This window comes from Rhodococcus sp. G6(2025), from assembly GCF_058628105.1.
Genome location: NZ_CP179750.1, coordinates 4,365,548 through 4,384,131 on the forward strand (window position 1 = coordinate 4,365,548; position 18,584 = coordinate 4,384,131).

Consider the following 18,584-nt stretch of genomic DNA (forward strand, 5'->3'; position numbering starts at 1 on the left):
GGAACAGTGCAATTGATGCGCTGCACCCGGTGTGCTGTTCAGCGGGTGTAGATCGATTTCGGCGAGACGTAGGCGTCCAAACCTTCCGGTCCGAGTTCACGGCCGAGCCCACTGGCTTTGACTCCGCCGAACGGGGCGCCGATGTCGAGATCGAAGAAGTTCACACCCACGCTGCCGGTCTCGATCCGACGGGCCAGGTCGAGGCCTTTGTCGGGGTCGGAGGTCCAGACCGTTCCGCCCAGCCCATACTCGGAGTCGTTGGCGATTGCGACGGCGTCGTCGAGGTCGTCATAGGGCAGGACGGTCAGGACCGGTCCGAAAATCTCTTCCCGCGCGACGGTTGCCGAGTTGTCGAGGTCGGCGAACACGGTCGGTTCGACGAACCATCCCCGGTCGAGGTGTTTCGGCCGGCCGCCTCCGGCGGCGACGGTGGCTCCTTCTCGTTTACCCGTGTCGATGTAGGCCTCGACGCTGCGCCGTTGGCGCTCGGACACCAAGGGTCCCACCCGGGTGGCGGGGTCGGATGGATCCCCGACCACGAGCTCCGACGCGAGGTGTGCGACCGCGTCGACTGTTTCGCGGTAACGGGATCGGGGGGCGAGGATTCGAGAGGACAGATGGCAGGTCTGGCCGTTGTTGAGCAGGCTCGCCCACGACAGTCCCCTGGCGACACTCACCAGGTCCGCGTCGTCGAGGATGATGGCGGCGCTCTTGCCTCCCAGTTCCAGGGTCACCGGTCGCAGCAGTCGACCGCAGGTCCCGCCGATCACCCTGCCCGCGGCGGTCGACCCGGTGAAAGCGACTTTGTTCACTTCGGGGTGGCTAACCAGGTAGGCACCGATCTCTCGGCCGCCGGTCACGATGTTCAGCACACCGCCGGGCAGCCCGGCTTCTTCGGCCGCGTCGGCGAGTTGGAAGGCGTCGAGCACGGTTTCGGGTGCGGGTTTGAGGACCACGGTGCATCCGGAAGCGAGTGCCGGGGCAAGCTTGAACATGGTCAGCGACTGGGGGAAGTTCCACGGAATGATCGCGGCAACAACGCCGATCGGCTCGCGACGCACGATCGTGGTGGACCTACCGTTTGCGGCGATCCGCGGGGTCTCGACGGGTGTCTTCTCGGTGAGATCGGCATAGTACCGGAGCGTTGCTGCCGGGCCGCTACCCTCCGCCGCCAGAGCTATCGCTGCCGGCATGCCGTTCTCGTCGGTCACGATGGCGGCTGTGTCCTTCCCCCGGCGGTCGAGCGCATCGGCAAATCGCCTTAGGACGTCGGCACGTTCGGCCGGATCCAGCGCGGACCACTGGGGTGCACGCACGGCGCGGCGGGCTGCGTGGACCGCGGCGTCGACGTCCGTGGGGGTACTGTCCGGCGCCGACCCGACGGGTTCCTCGGTCGTCGGCGAGATGACCGTGATGCGGTCGGAGGTGGACGGCGTGTGCCATCGGCCGTCGATGAACAGCTGCGAGCGGGTGTACTTCATGTGGGGTACCTCGGTCGTCGTGGTGCGCGGTCAGGGATGCGGGAGGAGGACCGGTTTGATGGTCGCGCCGCTGGCGGCGTCCGCCTCGGCGGCGGTGATCTCGGAGAACGGGTAGGTGCGGATCAGCCGGTCGAACGGGAACCGGTCCTGGCGCCAGAGTTCGATCAGGCGGGGCAGCAGCAGCTGCGGGACGGCGTCGCCTTCGAGGATTCCCATGATGTTCTTCCCGGCTGCCAGCGCGGCCGGGGCGAGGACCAGTTCGCGGGTTGCGGCGCCGACGAGACCGACGGTTCCGGTGGGCCGGAGACTGTCGATCGCCGACGCGATGACCTGCGGGGCCCCGGTGGTGTCGAGGGCGGCGTGCACGCCGCCACCGGTCAACTTCCGGATCTGGCGGGCCACGTCGTCCGTTTCCCCCTCGATCACGTCCGTCGCGCCGAGTTCGAGGGCGAGGTCGAGTCGGTTCGTGTGCAGGTCGACCGCGACGATCCGGGAGGCGCCGGCGACCCGGGCGGCCATGACTGCGGACAGACCCACCGCTCCGGCCCCGAAGACGGCGAACGTGTGCCCCGTACCGACTTTCAGGGCGATCAGCGCGGACCCGGCGCCGGTCTGGATCCCGCAGCCGAGCGGCCCCATCAGGTGCAGGGGCAGATCCTTGTCGACAACTACGACGTTCCGAGCACTGACGACCGCGTGGGTGGCCAGGGAGGACTGACCGAACCACCGTGACGCAATGGCGTTGCCGCTCAGGTCGGTGAGAGGGCCGGGGCCATCGGGGCCACGGCCTGACAGATTGCGCGCGAAGAACGCGAAGCAATACGCCGGGTGCCCATCCACACAGTTCTCGCACAGCCCACAGGAATCGAAAGACAACAGAACATGATCGCCGACCTCGATGCCGGTGACACCAGCGCCGACTTCCTCGACGACTCCGGCCCCCTCGTGGCCGACCACGATCGGCGGCTGAGCCAGGAACGACGGGTCCCTGGGTAGAACGTCGGTGTGACAGAACCCGACACCGGTGATGCGAACCCGTAGTTGGCCACCGGTCGGGTCGGCCAACTCCACCGTCTCGATCTCGAACGGTGCGTCGTGGTGGCGCAGCACTGCGGCTTCGATGCGCATCGGAAAGCTCCCTCTGTTCGGTGCGGTAACCAGAACGTACAGCTGACCGCCTGTACGGTCAATAGCAATTGGCGAGCTCGCTAGACCAGGTCCATGCGTTTCGATATCGTGCGGAACTACGAGGACGCGTCGAGCACCTCCTCAACGAATTCGCGATGAGGGACGCCCAGGAGATCTCGGCGCGAGCCCATCCCCCATCGTCGTCACGACACCCACTGCGGCCGTCACGTAAAGCAGTTGAGCAACACTATGATTCGGAGTTCGTCGGACATGTGGTCATCACTTTTCGACCACCGGGGCGCTACCCTGCTCCATCGCGTGCTGCACGTCTCATTACGCGAGTAGTTCTGCAACCGCCTCGATCGAGGAGTAACCGAGGCCTTGAAGCAGCAGCGTTTTGACCGCCGTCTTCTCCCATCGAACGAGGTCTTCTTTGATCTTGTCTCGTGATCCGACAAGGGCGACATCCTCGACCATGGCCAGGGGCACCGATGCTATTGCTTCAGATTTGCGCCCCTCCAGGTAAAGACGCTGAATGTGCGCGCATTCCGCTTCGTAACCCATGCGCACAAACACTTGATTGTGAAAGTTGGCTTCCTTGGCACCCATTCCACCGACATAGAGAGCGATGTTGGGCCGGACAACGTCGGCTGCCTTCTCGATGTCGTCGTCGATGACGATGGGGACCGTCGCGGCAATGTCGAAATCGTTCAGAGATCGGCGGGCCCCGGGTTTCGAGAATCCTTCCTCGAGCGCTGCTCGATAGAAGTCGTCCATTCGGGGCGAGTAGAAGATCGGCAGCCACCCATCGGCGATCTCGGCGGCGAGTGCGATGTTCTTGGGCCCCTCGGCCCCGAGATAGATCGGGATCTCGGGACGAATGGGGTGGATCATGGACCGAAGTGGCTTTCCAAGGCCGGAGCCACCTTGCAGCGGGAGTTGGTAGAACAAACCATCGTGACTCACGGGTTCGTCTCGTCGCACGAACTTACGGACGAGTTCGACGTATTCTCTTGTGCGAGCGAGTGGTCGAGGATACGGCTGCCCGTACCATCCCTCGACGACCTGTGGCCCCGAGACGCCCAGACCCAGGATGAAGCGGCCTCGAGACAGGTGGTCCAGTGTCATCGCCGCCATGGCGGTCGCCGCTGGGGTCCGCGCCGACATTTGCAGGATGTTGGTGCCCAACTTCACGGTACTGGTTGAGGCGCCGTACCACGCCAAGGGGGTTAAGCAGTCGGATCCGTAGGTCTCGGCAGTCCAGACCGAGTCGTAGCCGAGACTCTCCGCAAGGGAGAATGCCGCTCGTTCGTCGTCTGAGGGCGCGGTAGACCAATAGCCCAGGTGAAATCCCAATTTCATCGTTTGCTTGTCCTTACTTCGTCGTCATGGGTGTGGTTCGTTGTCGAGGTATGTGAATCCGGTCGTCGCGTCTACCGAGACGGGGGAAGCACGCTGTCACCCGTCCGGGTGGTCCGGAGGTCGTTGACCGCCAGCTCGTCGGCGTCGTAGCGGCGGCGCAGGTCCTTCTTGTCGAGCTTGCCGACGCTGGTCTTGGGGAGGGCGTCGACGAAGGCCCACCGTTCGGGGAGCCACCAGCGTGCGACCTTGCCGTCGAGGAAGGCGAGAAGTTCGGGTGCGGTGGCGGTCGCGCCGGGGGCCAGGGTGACACAGACGAAGGGGCGTTCCTCCCATTTCGGGTCAGGTACGCCGATCACAGCAACCTCGATGATGGCGTCGTGCTCGAGCAGGGCATCTTCGAGTTCGACCGTGGAGATCCATTCTCCGCCGCTCTTGATGCCGTCCTTGAGTCGGTCCTTGAGCTGGATCCACCCACCATCGTGCAAGACCCCGAGGTCGCCGGTGCGCAACCAGCCGTCGTCGAACTTGTCCGGTGCTGCGGCGCGAAAATAGGTGCCCGCGATCGTCGCGCCGCGCAACTGGACTTCGCCGACGGACCGGCCGTCCCATGGCAACTCGTCGCCCGTTTCGCTGACGATGCGTGCCTGCACTCCGGGGACGATGCGCCCCGTCAGGCTCGCCCACTGTGCGAGGTCGGTGTCGGGTGTGTTGCGGGGTGGGCGGGAGAAGGTGAGCAGTGGGCTGGTCTCGGTCATGCCCCACCCTTGCGTCAACGCGACGCCGTGGTGGGTCGCCATGCTCCGTACCAGTGCGGCCGAGAGAGGTGAGCCACCGGACACGGCGAGCCGCAGGCTGGTGAGGTCGGCTGCGTTCGTGCGGGCGTATTCGTCGAGGCCGGTCCACAGTGTCGGCACGGCCGCGGCAGCCGTGGGCGCGAGGTCGGTGATGATGCGGGCCAGGTGGTTGATCTGGAGGTACCGGTCGTTGAGGATGATGTCGGCCCCGCTTGTCCAGGCGGCGTGCGGCCAGCCCCAGGCGTTGGCGTGGAACATCGGCACGATCGGCAGGACCCGGTCGGCGTCGGAGAATCCGAAGGCGCTGCCGGTGGAGATCTGCAGGCTGTGTAGGTAAATCGACCGGTGGCTGTAGGCAACGCCTTTCGGGTCGCCGGTGGTGCCGGTGGTGTAGCAGAGCGCGGCGGCGCTGCGTTCAGGCAGGCGCGGCCACCGGAAGTCGGTCTCGGTATCCAGCACGTCGTCGAGGCAGTGCAGTTGCACACCGGCGGGAACGGTCAGGTCCGCCTCGCCCGCGATGATCACGTGCTCCACGGTGGGGAGGCGGTCGATGATCCGCTGCAACTGGGGTACCAGATCGGCATCGACGAGGATCACCTTGTCCGCCGCGTGATTGGCGATGAAGACGATCTGATCATCGTGCAGTCGCAGATTCAGTGTGTGCAACACCGCCCCCATTCCCGGAACCGCGAAATAGGCAGCCAGATGCGCCGGGCTGTTCCAGCACAACGTAGCAACCACATCGTCCCCGGACACGCCGAGGCGGCGCAGACCTGCCGCGAGAGAAGTTACCTTGGAACCGAATTCGCGAAAAGACAGACGCAGCACCTCGCCGCCCTGATAGTGCAGAACCGAACTCTCCGGATGCGTGCGAAGCCCGTGCAGGAACAAATCCGACACGAGAAGGTCGACATCTTGCATGGTGCTGTGCATGGCAGGTCCGTCCTGGCGGTGAGGGAATCAGTGTCGTTCCGCTGCGCCGTCGGCCGAACTGCGGAACCGAGCCGGTCTTGACCCACGGACAGCTACTCCCTACCATAGACCGTACGTACGGTCAGTCAAGTACTGATTCCTGCTCGTCCATCCCTTCCTCCCTGCCCCGAAGGAAACGCCATGACGTTATCGGCCCTGCACACCGATCTCGGAAGTCCCGACGCGTACATTCACGGAGTTCCCCATGAGGTCTTCGCCGACCTCCGTCGCCACGAGCCGGTGGCGTGGATCGAGGAGCCTGCCGGTGAGGGTTTCGCCGGCGGCCCCGGTTTCTGGGCAGTCACCCGCTACGACGACGTGATGACGGTCTCGAAGAATCCGGACATCTTCTCCTCGCACAAGGGCGCGTCGTTCCTGCGTGATCAGCGGCCCCAGGATCTTGCGGCCCTGCAGCAGATGATGCTCAACCTCGATCCCCCGGACCACTCGCAGATGCGGTCGATCGTCAGCAAGGTGTTCACTCCGAAGATGGTGCGCGGGATGCTCGACAGCATCGCTGATCACGCCCGCGCCATCGTTGATGCGTTGCCCGACGACGGTGAGATCGACCTCGTCGAGCATGTCTCGGCGGAGATGCCGCTGCGGGTCCTCGCCGACGTCCTCGGTGTGCCGTCGGAAGATCGGCACCTGCTTTACGACTGGACCAATCGGATGGTCGGGCTCGACGACCCCTCCTATGGAGGGCGCGAGGCTTTCCTCTCTGCGTTCATCGAAATGTTCAAGTATTCCAACGCACACACCAAGGCCAAGCGCGCCGAACCCGGCTCCGATGTGTGGTCACTGATCGTCAATGCCGAAGTCGATGGTGCCCGCCTGTCGACCGAAGAGCTCAACCGCTTCTTCCAATTGCTGGTCATCGCTGGAAACGAAACGACGCGCAACCTGCTGACCGGTTTTGTCCTCACGCTGAGTGAGCACCCGGACGAGCGCAGCAAGCTGGCCACCGACCCGGCGTTGCTGCCGAAGGCCATCGAAGAAGTGCTGCGGTTCCACTCCCCCGTCATGCAATTCCGGCGCACGGTGACCCGGGAGACCGAACTCGGCGGCAAACAGCTGCACGAGGGACAGAAGGTGGTCATGTTCTACGTCTCGGCCAACCGGGACGAAGCACAATTCGACGACCCGGACACGTTCCGCATCGACCGCGGCGCTGCCAATCACCTTGCCTTCGGCGCCGGCACCCATTTCTGCCTGGGTAACAGCCTCGCGCGCCTCGAGGCGAAGGTGCTGCTCGAAACTCTGTTCGCGCGGTTCCCGCACTGGCAGGTCACCGGGCCGCCGGACCGTTTCCGGTCGAACTTCATCAATGGGATCAAGAAGCTTCCCGTTCACCTCGGAAAGGCCACGTCATGAAGCTTTGCGTCGACCGCACCAAGTGCACCGGCCTCGGAATCTGCGAATCCCTCGCCCCGGACTACTTCGAAATCGACGATCCCGGCCAATTGCTGGTGCTGCGCGAGCACACCGATGACCGCGACATCGATGATGTCCGTGCCGCCATCGAAGGGTGCCCGACCGAGGCACTCGCCCTTGTCGAGGACTGAGACCATGCCCGAGCAGAATCTCGTGGTGGTCGGGGCGTCGTTGGCGGGTCTGCGTGCCGCCGAGGCAGCCCGCAAGGCGGGATTCACCGGATCGGTGACCCTCGTCGGCGCCGAGGAACACCTGCCCTACGACCGCCCCCCGTTGTCGAAGGCGTACCTCGACCCTGGACCAACCCCTCCGGACACCACCTTCCGTGCCCGCAGCGCCCTCGACGACGCGGGAATCGACCTGCGTCTCGGCACCGTCGCCACCCGGCTCGACCCGAGCGAGAAAGTGATTCACACCTCGCACGGCTCACTGCCCTACGACATCGCCGTCATCGCGACCGGATCGTCGGCGCGGATGCTGCCGGGCACGGCCGCGATGGCCGGCGTCGTCACGCTACGCACACTCGACGACGCGGTCACCGTCCGCGCCGCCCTCGACAACCGGGCTCGCACAGTGGTCGTCGGTGCCGGATTCATCGGCTCCGAGGTTGCCTCGGGGGCACGAAAACGAGGCCTGGATGTCACCGTGGTGGAGTCGCTGCCGGTTCCCCTGGTGCGCGCGATCGGTACGGACATGGGCCGTGCGTGCGCGGACCTTCACCGGCGCAACGGAACGGATCTGCGCTGCGGCGTCGGGGTCGAGAAGGTGCTCGGCAACGGACATGTCGAGGCGGTGCAATTGTCGGATGGATCAACTCTCGAGGCAGATCTGGTCGTGGTCGGCGTCGGTGCGGACCCCGCCACCGAGTGGCTCGAGACCTCGGGTATCACTCTCGACCGCGGTGTCGTCTGCGACGAAACCATGGCGACCTCGCTGCCGGGGGTCTACGCCGCCGGCGACGTCGCCCGCTGGCACAATCCGCTCTTCGAGGCATCCATGCGGCTCGAGCACTGGACCAGTGCCGCCGAGCAGGGAGCCCTCGCCGTCCGCAACGCACTCGACCCACGAGCCGCGAAGCCGTACAGCACCGTGCCGTATTTTTGGTCCGACTGGTACGACACCCGAATTCAGTTCGTGGGAGTGCCCGAGGCCGACGAAATACGCGTTGTTACCGGACATCTCGACGACGGCCAGTTCGTGGCGCTCTACCGGCGCGGCGACCGGGTCGTGGGCGCGCTGGCCCTCGACCACCAGACCCACATCATGAAATATCGTGCCCTGATCGCCAAGAGTGCGAGCTGGGAGCAAGCGCTCGACTACGCGCGCACTCGCCAGCACAAGGACGCGGCGCTCGACGCGGGCCGCTGACACAAGGGCACCCGGACACACTGCAGAAAAGAGGGTCGATGCCAGAGCGCAACGCCACCATCGTCGGATACGGCCTCACCGAAGTGGGCAAGGTGTTCGGGAAGACCGCGCGTGGTTTCGCCGCGGAGGCGGTCCGGTTGGCTGTCGCCGACGCCGGACTGTCCCTCGGCGACGTCGACGGACTGCTGGTCAACGCCCGCGCGGGCACCGATCTGAATTTGACCCTCGCCCGCACTCTGGGGCTCGAGAACTTGCGACTATTGAGCGAGATCAATGCTTTCGGCGCCTCGGCCGCCATCATGATCGCCCAGGCCTCGAAGGCGGTGCTGTCCGGCGAAGCCGAGACGGTGGTGTGTGTGTTCGCCGACGACCCCAAGAAGCAGAACACCGGCGGAGCGCACGCGTACCGGGCAAGCTCCCTGACGGCGACGGGGTTCCGCAGCGCGGAGACCGCAGCCGGGTTCACCAGCGTCAATCACCGCTACGCACTGGCCGCTCGCCGCTACATGGACCACTACGGGCTCACCTCCTCCCACCTCGGCGCCGTGGCGGTGTCTCAGCGGGCGTGGGCACTCGACAATCCGGTGGCCCAGATGCGGTCACCGTTGACCCTGGACGAGTACCACCAGTCGCGATGGGTGGTCGAACCGCTACATCTGCTCGACTGCTGCCTCGTCTCCAACGGTGGTGCCGCAGTCGTGGTGACCACCCCGGAGCGAGCCCGGGATCTACCGAATACCCCGGTGTACGTCCCCGGGTGGGGCCAAGCCCACCCGGGATACGTCCTCGAACGTGACAGCGATTTCGGCCTCGTGACCGGCGCCGCCATATCCGGGCCGGCGGCGTTGAGGATGGCCGGAATGACCGTCGACGACATTGACCTGCGGGAAATCTACGATTGCTACACCTACACCCTCCTGGTGACGCTCGAGGACTACGGATTCTGCGGTAAGGGCGAAGCCGGGGAACTAGCCGCCAGCGGGGCACTCGCCCCCGGCGGCACCCTGCCCACCAACACGGGCGGCGGGCAACTGTCCTCTTTCTATCTGTGGGGCATGACCCCGTTGATAGAAGCCCTCACGCAACTGCGAGGAGAAGGCGGCCGACGGCAGATCCGTGAGCACGCCACCGCCATCGTCAGCGGCAACGGCGGCATTCTCGACCACCACGGCACCCTGGTTCTCGCCACCAACTCGGCGTGAACACCAGCAACGGAGAAGGAACACGATGAAATTTTCCGCCGTCCGGGACGAGACCTCGGCACCGTACTTCGATGCCCTCCGGGAGGGCAGGTTGATCTTGCGGTCATGCACCCGTTGTGGGCATATCGGCCGGCCCGACACCCTCAGCTGCAGCTCATGCCACAGCGACGAGCTCACGTGGGTCGGCTCCACTGGTGACGGGGTGGTGGTGTCCGCAGTCGTCGACCACGCGAGTGCGCCCGAGCCCACCGTCCTTGCGCTGGTCGAGCTCCGAGAAGGACCGTGGCTTGCCAGCCGCATCCTCGACGTCGCCACCGCGTCCGACGTCCCGGTATGCACACCGGTGCGGTTGCGCATCACCGAATTTGTCGACGGTGAAGCGATTCCCATGTTCGTTCTCGCCACCTGACCATCACATCGACGGTGCGCCGAATCCACGACTGATCACACAGCGCTTAGACTGACTGCACAATCAGGACCGTGAACGAGGTGGAGGTAGCGCGATGGCAAAGGCCGGTACCCGGCTGGCCGGAAAAGCCAACGAGATCCTCGAGGTCTTCACGCACAACGTCGCGCAGTTCGGCTACGACGGGACGAACCTGAGCGACATTGCCAACGAGTTGTCGATCTCCAAGGGCACGATCGTCCATCATTACGGCACCAAGGATCGCCTGCTCGCCGCCCTGCACACGTCCTACATGCGCCGCCGCCTCACCGAAGCGAAGCTACTGATCGGCAAACTCGATCATCCCGAGCAGCAACTCGCGGGACTGCTGTTCGCGTTCATCCTCTACCAAGAGCACGACCGCGACGCCACGATCGCGTTCCAGCGCGAGGTCATGCGCCTGGCAGCGCTCGATATCGACACCGAGGGACTCGAACTACGCGCCGAATACATCCAGTTGGTGCGTGACGTGATCGAAGCCGGAATCGCCGCGGGACGGCTTCGAAAAACGGATCTGCGGATTCAGTCACTGCTGATGTTCGGATCCGCGCAATGGGCCTACACCTGGTTCGACCCGAGCGGTGACGAATCCGCCGAAGAGGTCGGGGCAGCACTGGTCGATCTCGTGCTGGGCAGCCTCCTGGTCCGTCGCGCAGCGCTTCCGGCGTTGGCGGATCCGAAGGGCCTGGCCGCCCAGACTGCGCGGCAGTGCCTGCTCGAAGCGTCCGCCGAATCCGGCAGCGGGCTCCCTGCATCCTGACCACTACACCGCGTCGCGGCGAGACCAACGCTCGCGCCACGACGACGGTGGACCACGCCCGCCAGTTCAGCGGCACCTAGCGGGGAAAAGGGGCATCGGTCACCACTCGGTGCTGGGCCCATCCGTGTCGAGACTCTCTCCCGCCACGCGGAACTCCTGCACCGGGTCGGGTCGCTGAATACCAGGGCCATGAGTAGTCAGGCGGCCGCGCATATGCATGCGCACCGACCCTGGGATCAACGCGCATACGATCCGGACCTCTTTGCGTGGCAAGGATTTACGAACAGAAATCACATTCCTTCCGATAAGTGTCCCCACTGGGCACTCGGCACAGCGCCCCGACTGGATAGCCCCGGAGGCGAGAGCTCTCCATATTCGGTTCTTCCGGCCAAATTCTTCGGTGACCCCTTGTGCTGCACGTCACGATTCTGCTTTACTGACCGTGCGTACGGTCACTAGTTGAGCCGGGCGAAATGGACTGAACAATCCCCCTCGAGAGGTGCCTGATGGCTTCACCCATCCACCATGTCTTCGACCCGATCACATACTGGGTATCGCAGGATCCCACCCGAGTCGCGCTGCGATTCGAGGAAGAGTCGTGGACGTGGCAACAGTTGTCGGACCGGGTGCGGCGTAACGCCGCAGCACAGTCCGCACTCGGGCTGGCGCCCGGTGACCGGGTCGCGTTCCTGGACAAGAATCACCCCGCCAGCCTCGAGACCACGCTGGCGTGCGCCGTGGCCGGAACGGTGAACGCGGTACTGAACTACCGCCTCGCACCGTCCGAATTGGCCTACGTCATCAACGACAGCCGTGCCGAACTGCTGATCCTCGGCGCCGAATTCGTCGATGTCATCGACACGATCAAGCCGAACCTCGACCACGTGCGCACCATCATCGTGCTCGGTGGTGAGGCGGACGAGTACGAGGCATGGCTCGGCAAGGCCCCGCCGCGCGAGACTGCTCATCCAACCCATCCGGAGGATTGCTTCCTGCAGCTCTACACCTCCGGCACCACCGGGCACCCGAAAGGGGCCATGCTGACGCACCGTTCCGTGGGCGCGCACAGCATTGCGGCCAGCGCTGCCTTCGGCTTCGCCCGGGACAGCGTGAACATGGTGGCCATGCCGCTGTTTCATGTGGGCGGCACCAGTTGGGCGCTGGCCGCGATGTCGCAGGGCGCGGAGACGGTCCTCGTGCGTGAGGTCGTTCCCGCGATGGTTCTGGATCAGATCATCCGCCAGTCGGTCACCCATGCGTTCTTCGTCCCCGCTGTCATCCGGTTCTTCCTGCAGGTTCCGGGTGTGTCCGCACTGGACTTCCGGTCGCTGCGCTGCCTCGGATACGGCGGATCACCCATGCCCGAAGCCCTGCTCCGAGAGGCGATGAGCACCTTCGACGTCGACTTCTACCAGGTCTACGGCATGACCGAGGCGTCCGGAGTGTTCTGTGTACTCGGGCCGCAGCACCACCGCGATTCCGCCCGGCCCGAACGCCTCCGCGCAGCAGGCCAACCGATCGAGGGTGTCGAGGTCCGGGTGGTGGATCCGGCCTTCGGGGACGAAGTGCCCGTCGGTGAGGTCGGCGAATTCCAGATCCGCGGACCGCAGGTGATGACGGGATACTGGCAGCGCGAGTCGGACACCGCCGCCAGTTTCGATGGTGAGTGGTTCAAGACCGGCGACGCCGGCCGACGGGACCCCGATGGGTTCTACTACGTCGAAGACCGCGTCAAGGACGTCATCATCTCCGGCGGCGAGAACATCTATCCCGCCGAGGTGGAGCGCGTGGTCAGTGAGTTCCCCGGCGTCGCGGAAGTCGCCGTCATCGGCGTCCCCGACGACAAATGGGGCGAAGCGGTCCGCGCGGTCGTGGTCGCGGACAGCGGCACCGACATCGACGAAGACAAACTGCTCGACTTCTGTGCCGCTCATCTGGCCGGGTACAAGCGGCCCCGCACCATCGACATCGTTCCGAGCCTGCCGCGCAACGCGACAGGAAAGATCCTCAAACGCGATCTACGCGCACCCCATTGGGCGGGCCGCAGCCGATCGGTCTGACTCCAATCCGGTCAGCACACACCACTACCCATCCGAAAGGGACACCACCATGAGCTACTTCACCGACGCCGCCGAGGTCTACCGCTACCTGGGTGGAGTCTTCCGCGCAGCCAACGACGAACCGACCGCCGGCCCGGCGCTCAAGGAAGCCGACATCATCCTCCGACTCGACTACACCAACCCCGATTCGTCGATCACCGTCGCACTGAAGCCAGAAGGCATCGAGGTGATCGAAGGCGAAAACGACCTCATCCCGGACGTCCGGTTGGCGATGTCCGCCGACAACGGCAACAAGTTCTGGCGCGGTGAGTACAACGTGGCGGTGGGGTTGGCCAAGGGCCAGGTCAAGGCCAAGGGCCCGGTGTCGAAGATCCTCAAGCTGATTCCGATCTCCAAGCCGCTGTTCCCGATCTACAAGAACCTGGTCGCCGAGAAAGACGCCCAGCACAGCTGATCCCCCGGCACCCGAGCAAGGACATCGCATGACAGCCACACCGCACTACACCCAGTTCATCGACGGTCATTGGGTCGATACCGACCGCACGTTCGACATCATCGACCCCGCGAACGGCGAACTGGTCGCCACCGCCGCCCGCGGCTCCGTCGAGAACCTCGACCAGGCGGTCGCCGCAGCCCAAGCCGCCCACGCCCGGGGCGAGTGGCGCTCGAAGACGCCGGACGAACGCGCCGACATCCTGTCGGCGATGGTCGCCGACCTGTCCGAGCGCATGGACGAACTGGTCGCTCTGCACGTCAAGGAGAACGGCGTCACCATCCGCCAGGCAATGGCCTTCCACGTCGGGTATTCGATCTCGCACCTGCAGTACTTCGCCGACCTGGCCCGCACCTACGAATTCGAACGATCCGGTCCGCAATTGTCCTACCCCACACTGGCATCCGGGATCGTGCGCCGGGAACCGATCGGTGTGGTCGGCGGCATCGTGCCGTGGAACTTCCCGCTGCTGCTTGCTGTGTGGAAACTCGGTCCCGCCCTGGCGGCCGGCAACACCATCGTGCTCAAGCCCGACGAAAAGACGCCCCTCACCCTGCTCGAACTGGCCAAGTCCGCAGAACGAGCCGGGCTGCCGAAAGGTGTCCTCAACATCGTCACCGGTGCCGGTGAAGAAGTCGGAGCCCGTCTCGCCGCCCACCCGGACGTACGCAAGATCGCCTTCACCGGGTCGACGGCGGTCGGCCGGGAGATCAGCAAGCTCGCCGCGGAGAACATCAAGAAGGTCACCCTCGAGCTCGGCGGCAAGGGACCGAACATCGTGCTCGCCGACGCCGACATCGCCTCCGCGGTCGACGGGGCACTCTTCGCCTGCTTCCTCTACGCCGGTCAGGCGTGCGAGTCGGGAACCCGGTTGCTGCTGCCCGAGAGCCTGCACGACGAATTCGTCGACCGCCTGGTTCAGCGGGCGGCGACCATCAAGGTCGGCGACCCGTCTGAGTTCGACACCGACATCGGCCCGGTCATCTCCGCGGAGCAACATGCCCGGATTCTGGACTACATCGAAATCGGCCAGAAGGAGGGCGCAACCCTCGCGTTCGGCGGTGAACCGCCCACCGGAGCGCAGTTCGAGCAGGGGAACTGGGTGCGCCCGACGATCTTCACCGATGTCACGCCCGACATGCGCATCGCCCGTGAGGAGATCTTCGGTCCCGTCCTGTCGGTTCTGAAGTACCGCACCGTCGACGACGCCGTCGCGATCGCCAACGACTCCGAGTACGGATTGTCGGCCGGGGTGTGGAGCGAAGACCTCGAGGCTGCACTCGACGTCGCGGCGCGAATCGAGTCGGGCACCGTCTGGATCAACGACTGGCACATGGTCAACGCTCTCTACCCCTTCGGCGGTTACAAGCAGAGCGGGAACGGCCGCGAACTCGGACCCCACGCGCTCGACGAGTACACCGAGGAGAAGTTCGTCCACGTCGACCTCTCACGCTCCCTCGATCGCAAGGTGTACGACCTCGTCCTGCCCGCGGCCCAGTCGGCGGTGGACCGATGACCCACGCACGTGTCGCGCTGTTCGAGGCGCCGGACGAGAAGCTCACGGTTGTCGATGTGCAGGTCGGTCCGCTCGCCGAGGACGAGATCCGGATCCGCGTCGCCGGCGTCGGGATCTGCCACACGGACCTCACCGCTCTGCGTGGCGGTGTTCCCCTGCCCTTGCCGGCGGTGGTCGGCCACGAAGCATCCGGGATCGTCGAAGAGGTCGGGGCCGAGGTGACGACCCTCGTACCCGGTGACCACGTCGTGGTCAGCTTCGACTCCTGCCGAACGTGCACTCAATGCACCTCGGGTCGGCCGGCCTACTGCGAGCTGTTCGCGGCGCTGAACTACTTCGGCACACGCCTGGACGGCTCGACCACCATGAGCCGGGACGGCGAACCGGTCCACGGCAACTGGTTCGGCCAATCCTCATTCGGAACCCACGCCGTCGCGAGCGTACGCAACGCCGTCAAGGTCGACGAATCCTTGCCCCTACACCTGCTGGGGCCCCTCGGCTGCAGCCTGCAAACCGGGGCCGGCACCGTAATGAGTGTCCTACGGGCAAAACCCGGGCAGAGCATTGCCGTGTTCGGTCTAGGAGCGGTCGGGCTCAGCGCTCTCATGGCGGCCAAAGCGCTCGGCTGCACACCGATCATCGCAATCGATCCGAATCCGGAACGTCTGAACCTGGCCACCGAACTCGGCGCCACCCACACCCTCGACCCCAATGCGATCGACGACATCGCGTGGGCCGTCACCGACATCAGCGCCAACGGTGTCGATTTCAGCGTCGACGCCGTAGGGCTCGAGTCCGTCGTGCAACAGGCGCTGGCAGTGCTGCGCTCCCCAGGCATCTGCGCCACCCTCGGACTACAAGGCCTCGAAAACGACATCGTGATCGACCAAGGCCACCTACTACTCGGTCGCACACTCACCGGGGTCATCGAAGGCGACGTCGACCCCCACCAGTTCATCCCCCAGTTGGTCGATCTGTGGAAAAACGGACAGTTCCCCTTCGACAAACTGATCGAGACCTACACACTGCCGGAAATCAACGAGGCCATCGCGGCAGCCGCCGCGGGTTCCGTCATCAAACCGGTGATCGTGTTCGACTGAACACTGGATACCGGGAAACACGTTCGATCATCGTGGCGAGAGTGTCCCTCCTGTCTGTGACGCCGCGTGGGCGGTCCGCAACGGGACCGCCCACGCCACCTCGCACCGACCGGCGCAGTGCCTTTCCGGGCTCAGGACCACGCCCCAACCATTGGTACACAAACCCCATCCATTAACACATCACCGTGTTCAATCATGAAGGATCTGACTCGATGTCTATCGACACCCCTGCTGTCACTTCTGATTTCATAGAGAATTTCTTTGCCTACGTCGATGCGCACGATTTCGACCGGGTCGAATCGATGCTTGATCCCGAGTGCGAGATTGTCGCTCCTGGATTCACTCAGGTCGGTGCCCCCTATGTGTGCCTGTGGATGGCGGGGTTCTTCGCGACGTTTCCCGACCTCCGCCATCATCCACGCCGCGTTGTGGTCGATGGCGACGAGATCGCCTTCGAATTGCGCGTGACCGGGACGCACACGGAAGACCTCCCGCTGCCGGACGGCTCGAGCATCCCACCGACGGGGCGATCCCTCGACATCACCCTGGGAGAATTCTGGACACTCGCCGAAGGTCGGGTGAAGAACTACACCGTCCACTACGACCACCACGACTTCCTCACCCAACTGTCTGCACTGGATTGAACCTCTGGCCAGGAATCACATCGGGGAAATCCCCGGATCGACACCAAACAGCTCCGCCGATTGTTCCTGCGCTGCAGGTGGGAACGCCGCGGAATGCTCAGCATCCGTTGCCATCTCATCCCCGAAAGCTACCGGAAAATGCTGACCTCATCGCGGCATACCTGGAGCCGCGGCGCCATCGCTTGCTCAGCAGATGTTCATCCGCGCAATCCCCGTTCGGGAGGTGGTGGTGCTACAGCGAGGATTGCCAGAGTCATGATCCACATCACTAATATCCCTAGGAGAGTTCGGATGAATCGTCGTCGTTTCCGCGCCGTGACCGCCGCGGCAGTCACGCTCGCTGCGGTGGCCATGTTCGGGTCGGCTGGACAAGTGGTGGCGGAACCGGTAACCGCAACCGCGGCAGATTTCTACCTTCCGCCGAATCCGCTGCCCGCCGGTAACAGCGGGGATCTGATCCGCAGCGAACCCTTCCGCCCGCTGGGTGGTTCGCCATTGGCGGCCCTGGTACCGGCCGCGTCCGCCACCCGAATCATGTATCTCTCCTCCGACACCGTCGGCGCGCCGGTCGCCGTCACCGGTACCATTTTGGAGCCGACCGCGACGTGGTCGGGGTCCGGGCCACGCCCCCTCGTCAGCTATACCTTCGGCACCATCGGCGCCGGCGACAATTGCGCCCCCTCGAAACTGATCGCCGACGGCATCACCATCGATGGTGCCGGAACCCCGATGCCCAACCTATACATTCTCGACGTCGTGTCGCTGCTGGCACGCGGCATCACGGTCGTAGTCACCGACTATGAGGGGCTGGGCACCCCGGGCGCACACACTTACCTGCAACCGGTACCCGAAGCGCACGCCGTGCTCGACGCAACACGCGCCGCCATTCGCTTCGGTGCGGCGACACCGCATGCGCCGGTAGGAATTTGGGGATACTCACAAGGCGGCTCGGCGGCCGGTGGCGCCGCCCAACTCGCCCGCACCTACGCTCCGGATCTCAACCTCGCGGGCACCGTTGTCGGCGCACCGCCGGCGAACGTCGCCTCTACCCTGTCGAACCTCGACGGCAAAGCGCTCAGCGACGCGATCGGGTTCTTCCTCAACGGCCTGCTGGCCAGCCACCCGGAATTCACGGATGCGGTCACCACGATGCTCAACTCCGACGGGATCGACTTCCTGCACCGCACCGCAACCGAATGCGACGTGAACGCCCTGCTCCATGCCTATCAGCCCACCAGCTCGTTGACGGTCAGTGGCCGACCCATCACCGACGAACTGCAAGCCAATTCCGCGATCCGGGCTGTTCTCGACAGCTTCAACCTGGGCAAACTAGCCCCCGCTGATCCCGTTCTCCTCGCTCAGAACGTCAACGACGACGTCACCCCCGCCGCGGACACCTACGCCTTGGAGAACGCCTGGCGTGGTGCCGGCGCCGACGTGACCGTCGCACACCTCGACACGCCCCCACTGCTACCGCAACTCGGGGCCGCGGGGCATGCGGCCGGGCTTCTCCTCGACAACCCGACCGCTGTGCAATGGCTCATCGACCGGTTCAACCATTGACACCCTGGCCGATCGGCAACCGAAGCCGCGGTCCCGTAGGGCCGGTGGTCGCGGGTGACGCGGTGCTCGCCGCGACGGCGGTGTGGGCGGGGGCCAGACGATCGACATGCGTTGAGGACACTTCGAGCTGGCGGCCACGTTCGACCGCGGCGCGGGCCGTGTCCTCGGCTGCGGTGAGGTCAGTGGCCAGAGGCGCGTGACACGATCGGCGAGGACCTTCCGATCACGCAGAAGGTTCTTCGAGACAAACCACTCGGCACCG

General features: G+C 65.0%; 16 protein-coding genes. 12 read left to right on the top strand and 4 right to left on the bottom strand.

Going from position 1 to position 18,584, the window contains the following annotated elements; genetic code table 11:
• Positions 1-38 precede the first annotated feature (38 nt).
• The 4 genes from ACLIVD_RS19965 to ACLIVD_RS19980 all read right to left on the bottom strand — a co-directional run bounded on the left by ACLIVD_RS19965 (position 39) and on the right by ACLIVD_RS19980 (position 5,698).
• On the bottom strand, positions 39-1,481 hold the full coding sequence (locus tag ACLIVD_RS19965) for an aldehyde dehydrogenase (RefSeq protein WP_491930504.1): 1,443 nt from the start codon (positions 1,479-1,481) through the stop codon (positions 39-41).
• A gap of 30 nt (positions 1,482-1,511) precedes the next feature.
• Entirely contained in the window at positions 1,512-2,609 is a 1,098-nt protein-coding gene (locus ACLIVD_RS19970) for an NAD(P)-dependent alcohol dehydrogenase (protein WP_491930505.1), read from the bottom strand.
• A 333-nt stretch (positions 2,610-2,942) separates the two neighbouring features.
• The gene (locus tag ACLIVD_RS19975; protein WP_164065596.1) at positions 2,943-3,971 is read right to left on the bottom strand and encodes an LLM class F420-dependent oxidoreductase; all 1,029 of its coding nucleotides are present in this window, start codon (positions 3,969-3,971) and stop codon (positions 2,943-2,945) included.
• Between the two features lie 71 nt (positions 3,972-4,042).
• Positions 4,043-5,698, bottom strand: coding sequence for a fatty acid--CoA ligase (locus ACLIVD_RS19980; protein WP_491930506.1), 1,656 nt, complete (start codon positions 5,696-5,698; stop codon positions 4,043-4,045).
• A gap of 180 nt (positions 5,699-5,878) precedes the next feature.
• Here ACLIVD_RS19980 and ACLIVD_RS19985 point away from each other — a divergent pair, with 180 nt between their 5' ends.
• The 12 genes from ACLIVD_RS19985 (at position 5,879) to ACLIVD_RS20040 (ending at position 18,322) form a co-directional block, all read left to right on the top strand.
• Positions 5,879-7,111, top strand: coding sequence for a cytochrome P450 (locus ACLIVD_RS19985; RefSeq protein WP_283353219.1), 1,233 nt, complete (start codon positions 5,879-5,881; stop codon positions 7,109-7,111).
• The gene (locus ACLIVD_RS19990; protein ID WP_491930507.1) at positions 7,108-7,302 is read left to right on the top strand and encodes a ferredoxin; all 195 of its coding nucleotides are present in this window, start codon (positions 7,108-7,110) and stop codon (positions 7,300-7,302) included. The genes ACLIVD_RS19985 and ACLIVD_RS19990 overlap by 4 nt, the downstream gene beginning before the upstream one ends.
• Before the next feature lie 4 nt (positions 7,303-7,306).
• Positions 7,307-8,539 carry an NAD(P)/FAD-dependent oxidoreductase gene (locus tag ACLIVD_RS19995; RefSeq protein ID WP_283353221.1) on the top strand — a complete coding sequence of 411 codons (1,233 nt, stop codon included), beginning with the start codon at positions 7,307-7,309 and terminating at the stop codon, positions 8,537-8,539.
• Positions 8,540-8,577: 38 nt separating this feature from the next.
• Complete coding sequence (locus ACLIVD_RS20000; RefSeq protein WP_491930508.1) at positions 8,578-9,741, top strand: thiolase family protein; 1,164 nt, start codon at positions 8,578-8,580, stop codon at positions 9,739-9,741.
• Positions 9,742-9,766: 25 nt separating this feature from the next.
• The gene (locus tag ACLIVD_RS20005; RefSeq protein ID WP_269592827.1) at positions 9,767-10,150 is read left to right on the top strand and encodes a Zn-ribbon domain-containing OB-fold protein; all 384 of its coding nucleotides are present in this window, start codon (positions 9,767-9,769) and stop codon (positions 10,148-10,150) included.
• 94 nt (positions 10,151-10,244) lie between these two features.
• Positions 10,245-10,946 carry a TetR/AcrR family transcriptional regulator gene (locus ACLIVD_RS20010; RefSeq protein ID WP_005262669.1) on the top strand — a complete coding sequence of 234 codons (702 nt, stop codon included), beginning with the start codon at positions 10,245-10,247 and terminating at the stop codon, positions 10,944-10,946.
• 506 nt (positions 10,947-11,452) lie between these two features.
• Complete coding sequence (locus tag ACLIVD_RS20015; protein ID WP_283353222.1) at positions 11,453-13,006, top strand: long-chain-fatty-acid--CoA ligase; 1,554 nt, start codon at positions 11,453-11,455, stop codon at positions 13,004-13,006.
• Positions 13,007-13,055: 49 nt separating this feature from the next.
• Entirely contained in the window at positions 13,056-13,460 is a 405-nt protein-coding gene (locus ACLIVD_RS20020; RefSeq protein WP_141476709.1) for an SCP2 sterol-binding domain-containing protein, read from the top strand.
• Positions 13,461-13,488: 28 nt separating this feature from the next.
• A complete protein-coding gene (locus ACLIVD_RS20025; RefSeq protein ID WP_283353223.1) occupies positions 13,489-15,015 on the top strand; it encodes an aldehyde dehydrogenase family protein in 1,527 nt (508 codons plus the stop codon).
• Positions 15,012-16,115, top strand: a complete 1,104-nt coding sequence (locus tag ACLIVD_RS20030) for an NAD(P)-dependent alcohol dehydrogenase (RefSeq protein ID WP_491930509.1) — start codon at positions 15,012-15,014, stop codon at positions 16,113-16,115. The genes ACLIVD_RS20025 and ACLIVD_RS20030 overlap by 4 nt, the downstream gene beginning before the upstream one ends.
• Before the next feature lie 212 nt (positions 16,116-16,327).
• Positions 16,328-16,759 carry an ester cyclase gene (locus tag ACLIVD_RS20035; RefSeq protein ID WP_491930510.1) on the top strand — a complete coding sequence of 144 codons (432 nt, stop codon included), beginning with the start codon at positions 16,328-16,330 and terminating at the stop codon, positions 16,757-16,759.
• Positions 16,760-17,014: 255 nt separating this feature from the next.
• On the top strand, positions 17,015-18,322 hold the full coding sequence (locus ACLIVD_RS20040; protein ID WP_491930511.1) for a lipase family protein: 1,308 nt from the start codon (positions 17,015-17,017) through the stop codon (positions 18,320-18,322).
• Positions 18,323-18,584 lie beyond the last annotated feature (262 nt).

Coding starts and splice junctions, on each gene's coding strand:
- ACLIVD_RS19985 (WP_283353219.1), top strand. CDS start 5,879: ATGACGTTATCGGCCCTGCACACCGATCTCGGAAGTCCCGACGCGTAC.
- ACLIVD_RS20010 (WP_005262669.1), top strand. CDS start 10,245: ATGGCAAAGGCCGGTACCCGGCTGGCCGGAAAAGCCAACGAGATCCTC.
- ACLIVD_RS20030 (WP_491930509.1), top strand. CDS start 15,012: ATGACCCACGCACGTGTCGCGCTGTTCGAGGCGCCGGACGAGAAGCTC.
- ACLIVD_RS19975 (WP_164065596.1), bottom strand. CDS start 3,971: ATGAAATTGGGATTTCACCTGGGCTATTGGTCTACCGCGCCCTCAGAC.
- ACLIVD_RS20020 (WP_141476709.1), top strand. CDS start 13,056: ATGAGCTACTTCACCGACGCCGCCGAGGTCTACCGCTACCTGGGTGGA.
- ACLIVD_RS19980 (WP_491930506.1), bottom strand. CDS start 5,698: ATGCACAGCACCATGCAAGATGTCGACCTTCTCGTGTCGGATTTGTTC.
- ACLIVD_RS20015 (WP_283353222.1), top strand. CDS start 11,453: ATGGCTTCACCCATCCACCATGTCTTCGACCCGATCACATACTGGGTA.
- ACLIVD_RS20005 (WP_269592827.1), top strand. CDS start 9,767: ATGAAATTTTCCGCCGTCCGGGACGAGACCTCGGCACCGTACTTCGAT.
- ACLIVD_RS20040 (WP_491930511.1), top strand. CDS start 17,015: ATGATCCACATCACTAATATCCCTAGGAGAGTTCGGATGAATCGTCGT.
- ACLIVD_RS19970 (WP_491930505.1), bottom strand. CDS start 2,609: ATGCGCATCGAAGCCGCAGTGCTGCGCCACCACGACGCACCGTTCGAG.
- ACLIVD_RS20000 (WP_491930508.1), top strand. CDS start 8,578: ATGCCAGAGCGCAACGCCACCATCGTCGGATACGGCCTCACCGAAGTG.
- ACLIVD_RS19995 (WP_283353221.1), top strand. CDS start 7,307: ATGCCCGAGCAGAATCTCGTGGTGGTCGGGGCGTCGTTGGCGGGTCTG.
- ACLIVD_RS19965 (WP_491930504.1), bottom strand. CDS start 1,481: ATGAAGTACACCCGCTCGCAGCTGTTCATCGACGGCCGATGGCACACG.
- ACLIVD_RS20035 (WP_491930510.1), top strand. CDS start 16,328: ATGTCTATCGACACCCCTGCTGTCACTTCTGATTTCATAGAGAATTTC.
- ACLIVD_RS20025 (WP_283353223.1), top strand. CDS start 13,489: ATGACAGCCACACCGCACTACACCCAGTTCATCGACGGTCATTGGGTC.
- ACLIVD_RS19990 (WP_491930507.1), top strand. CDS start 7,108: ATGAAGCTTTGCGTCGACCGCACCAAGTGCACCGGCCTCGGAATCTGC.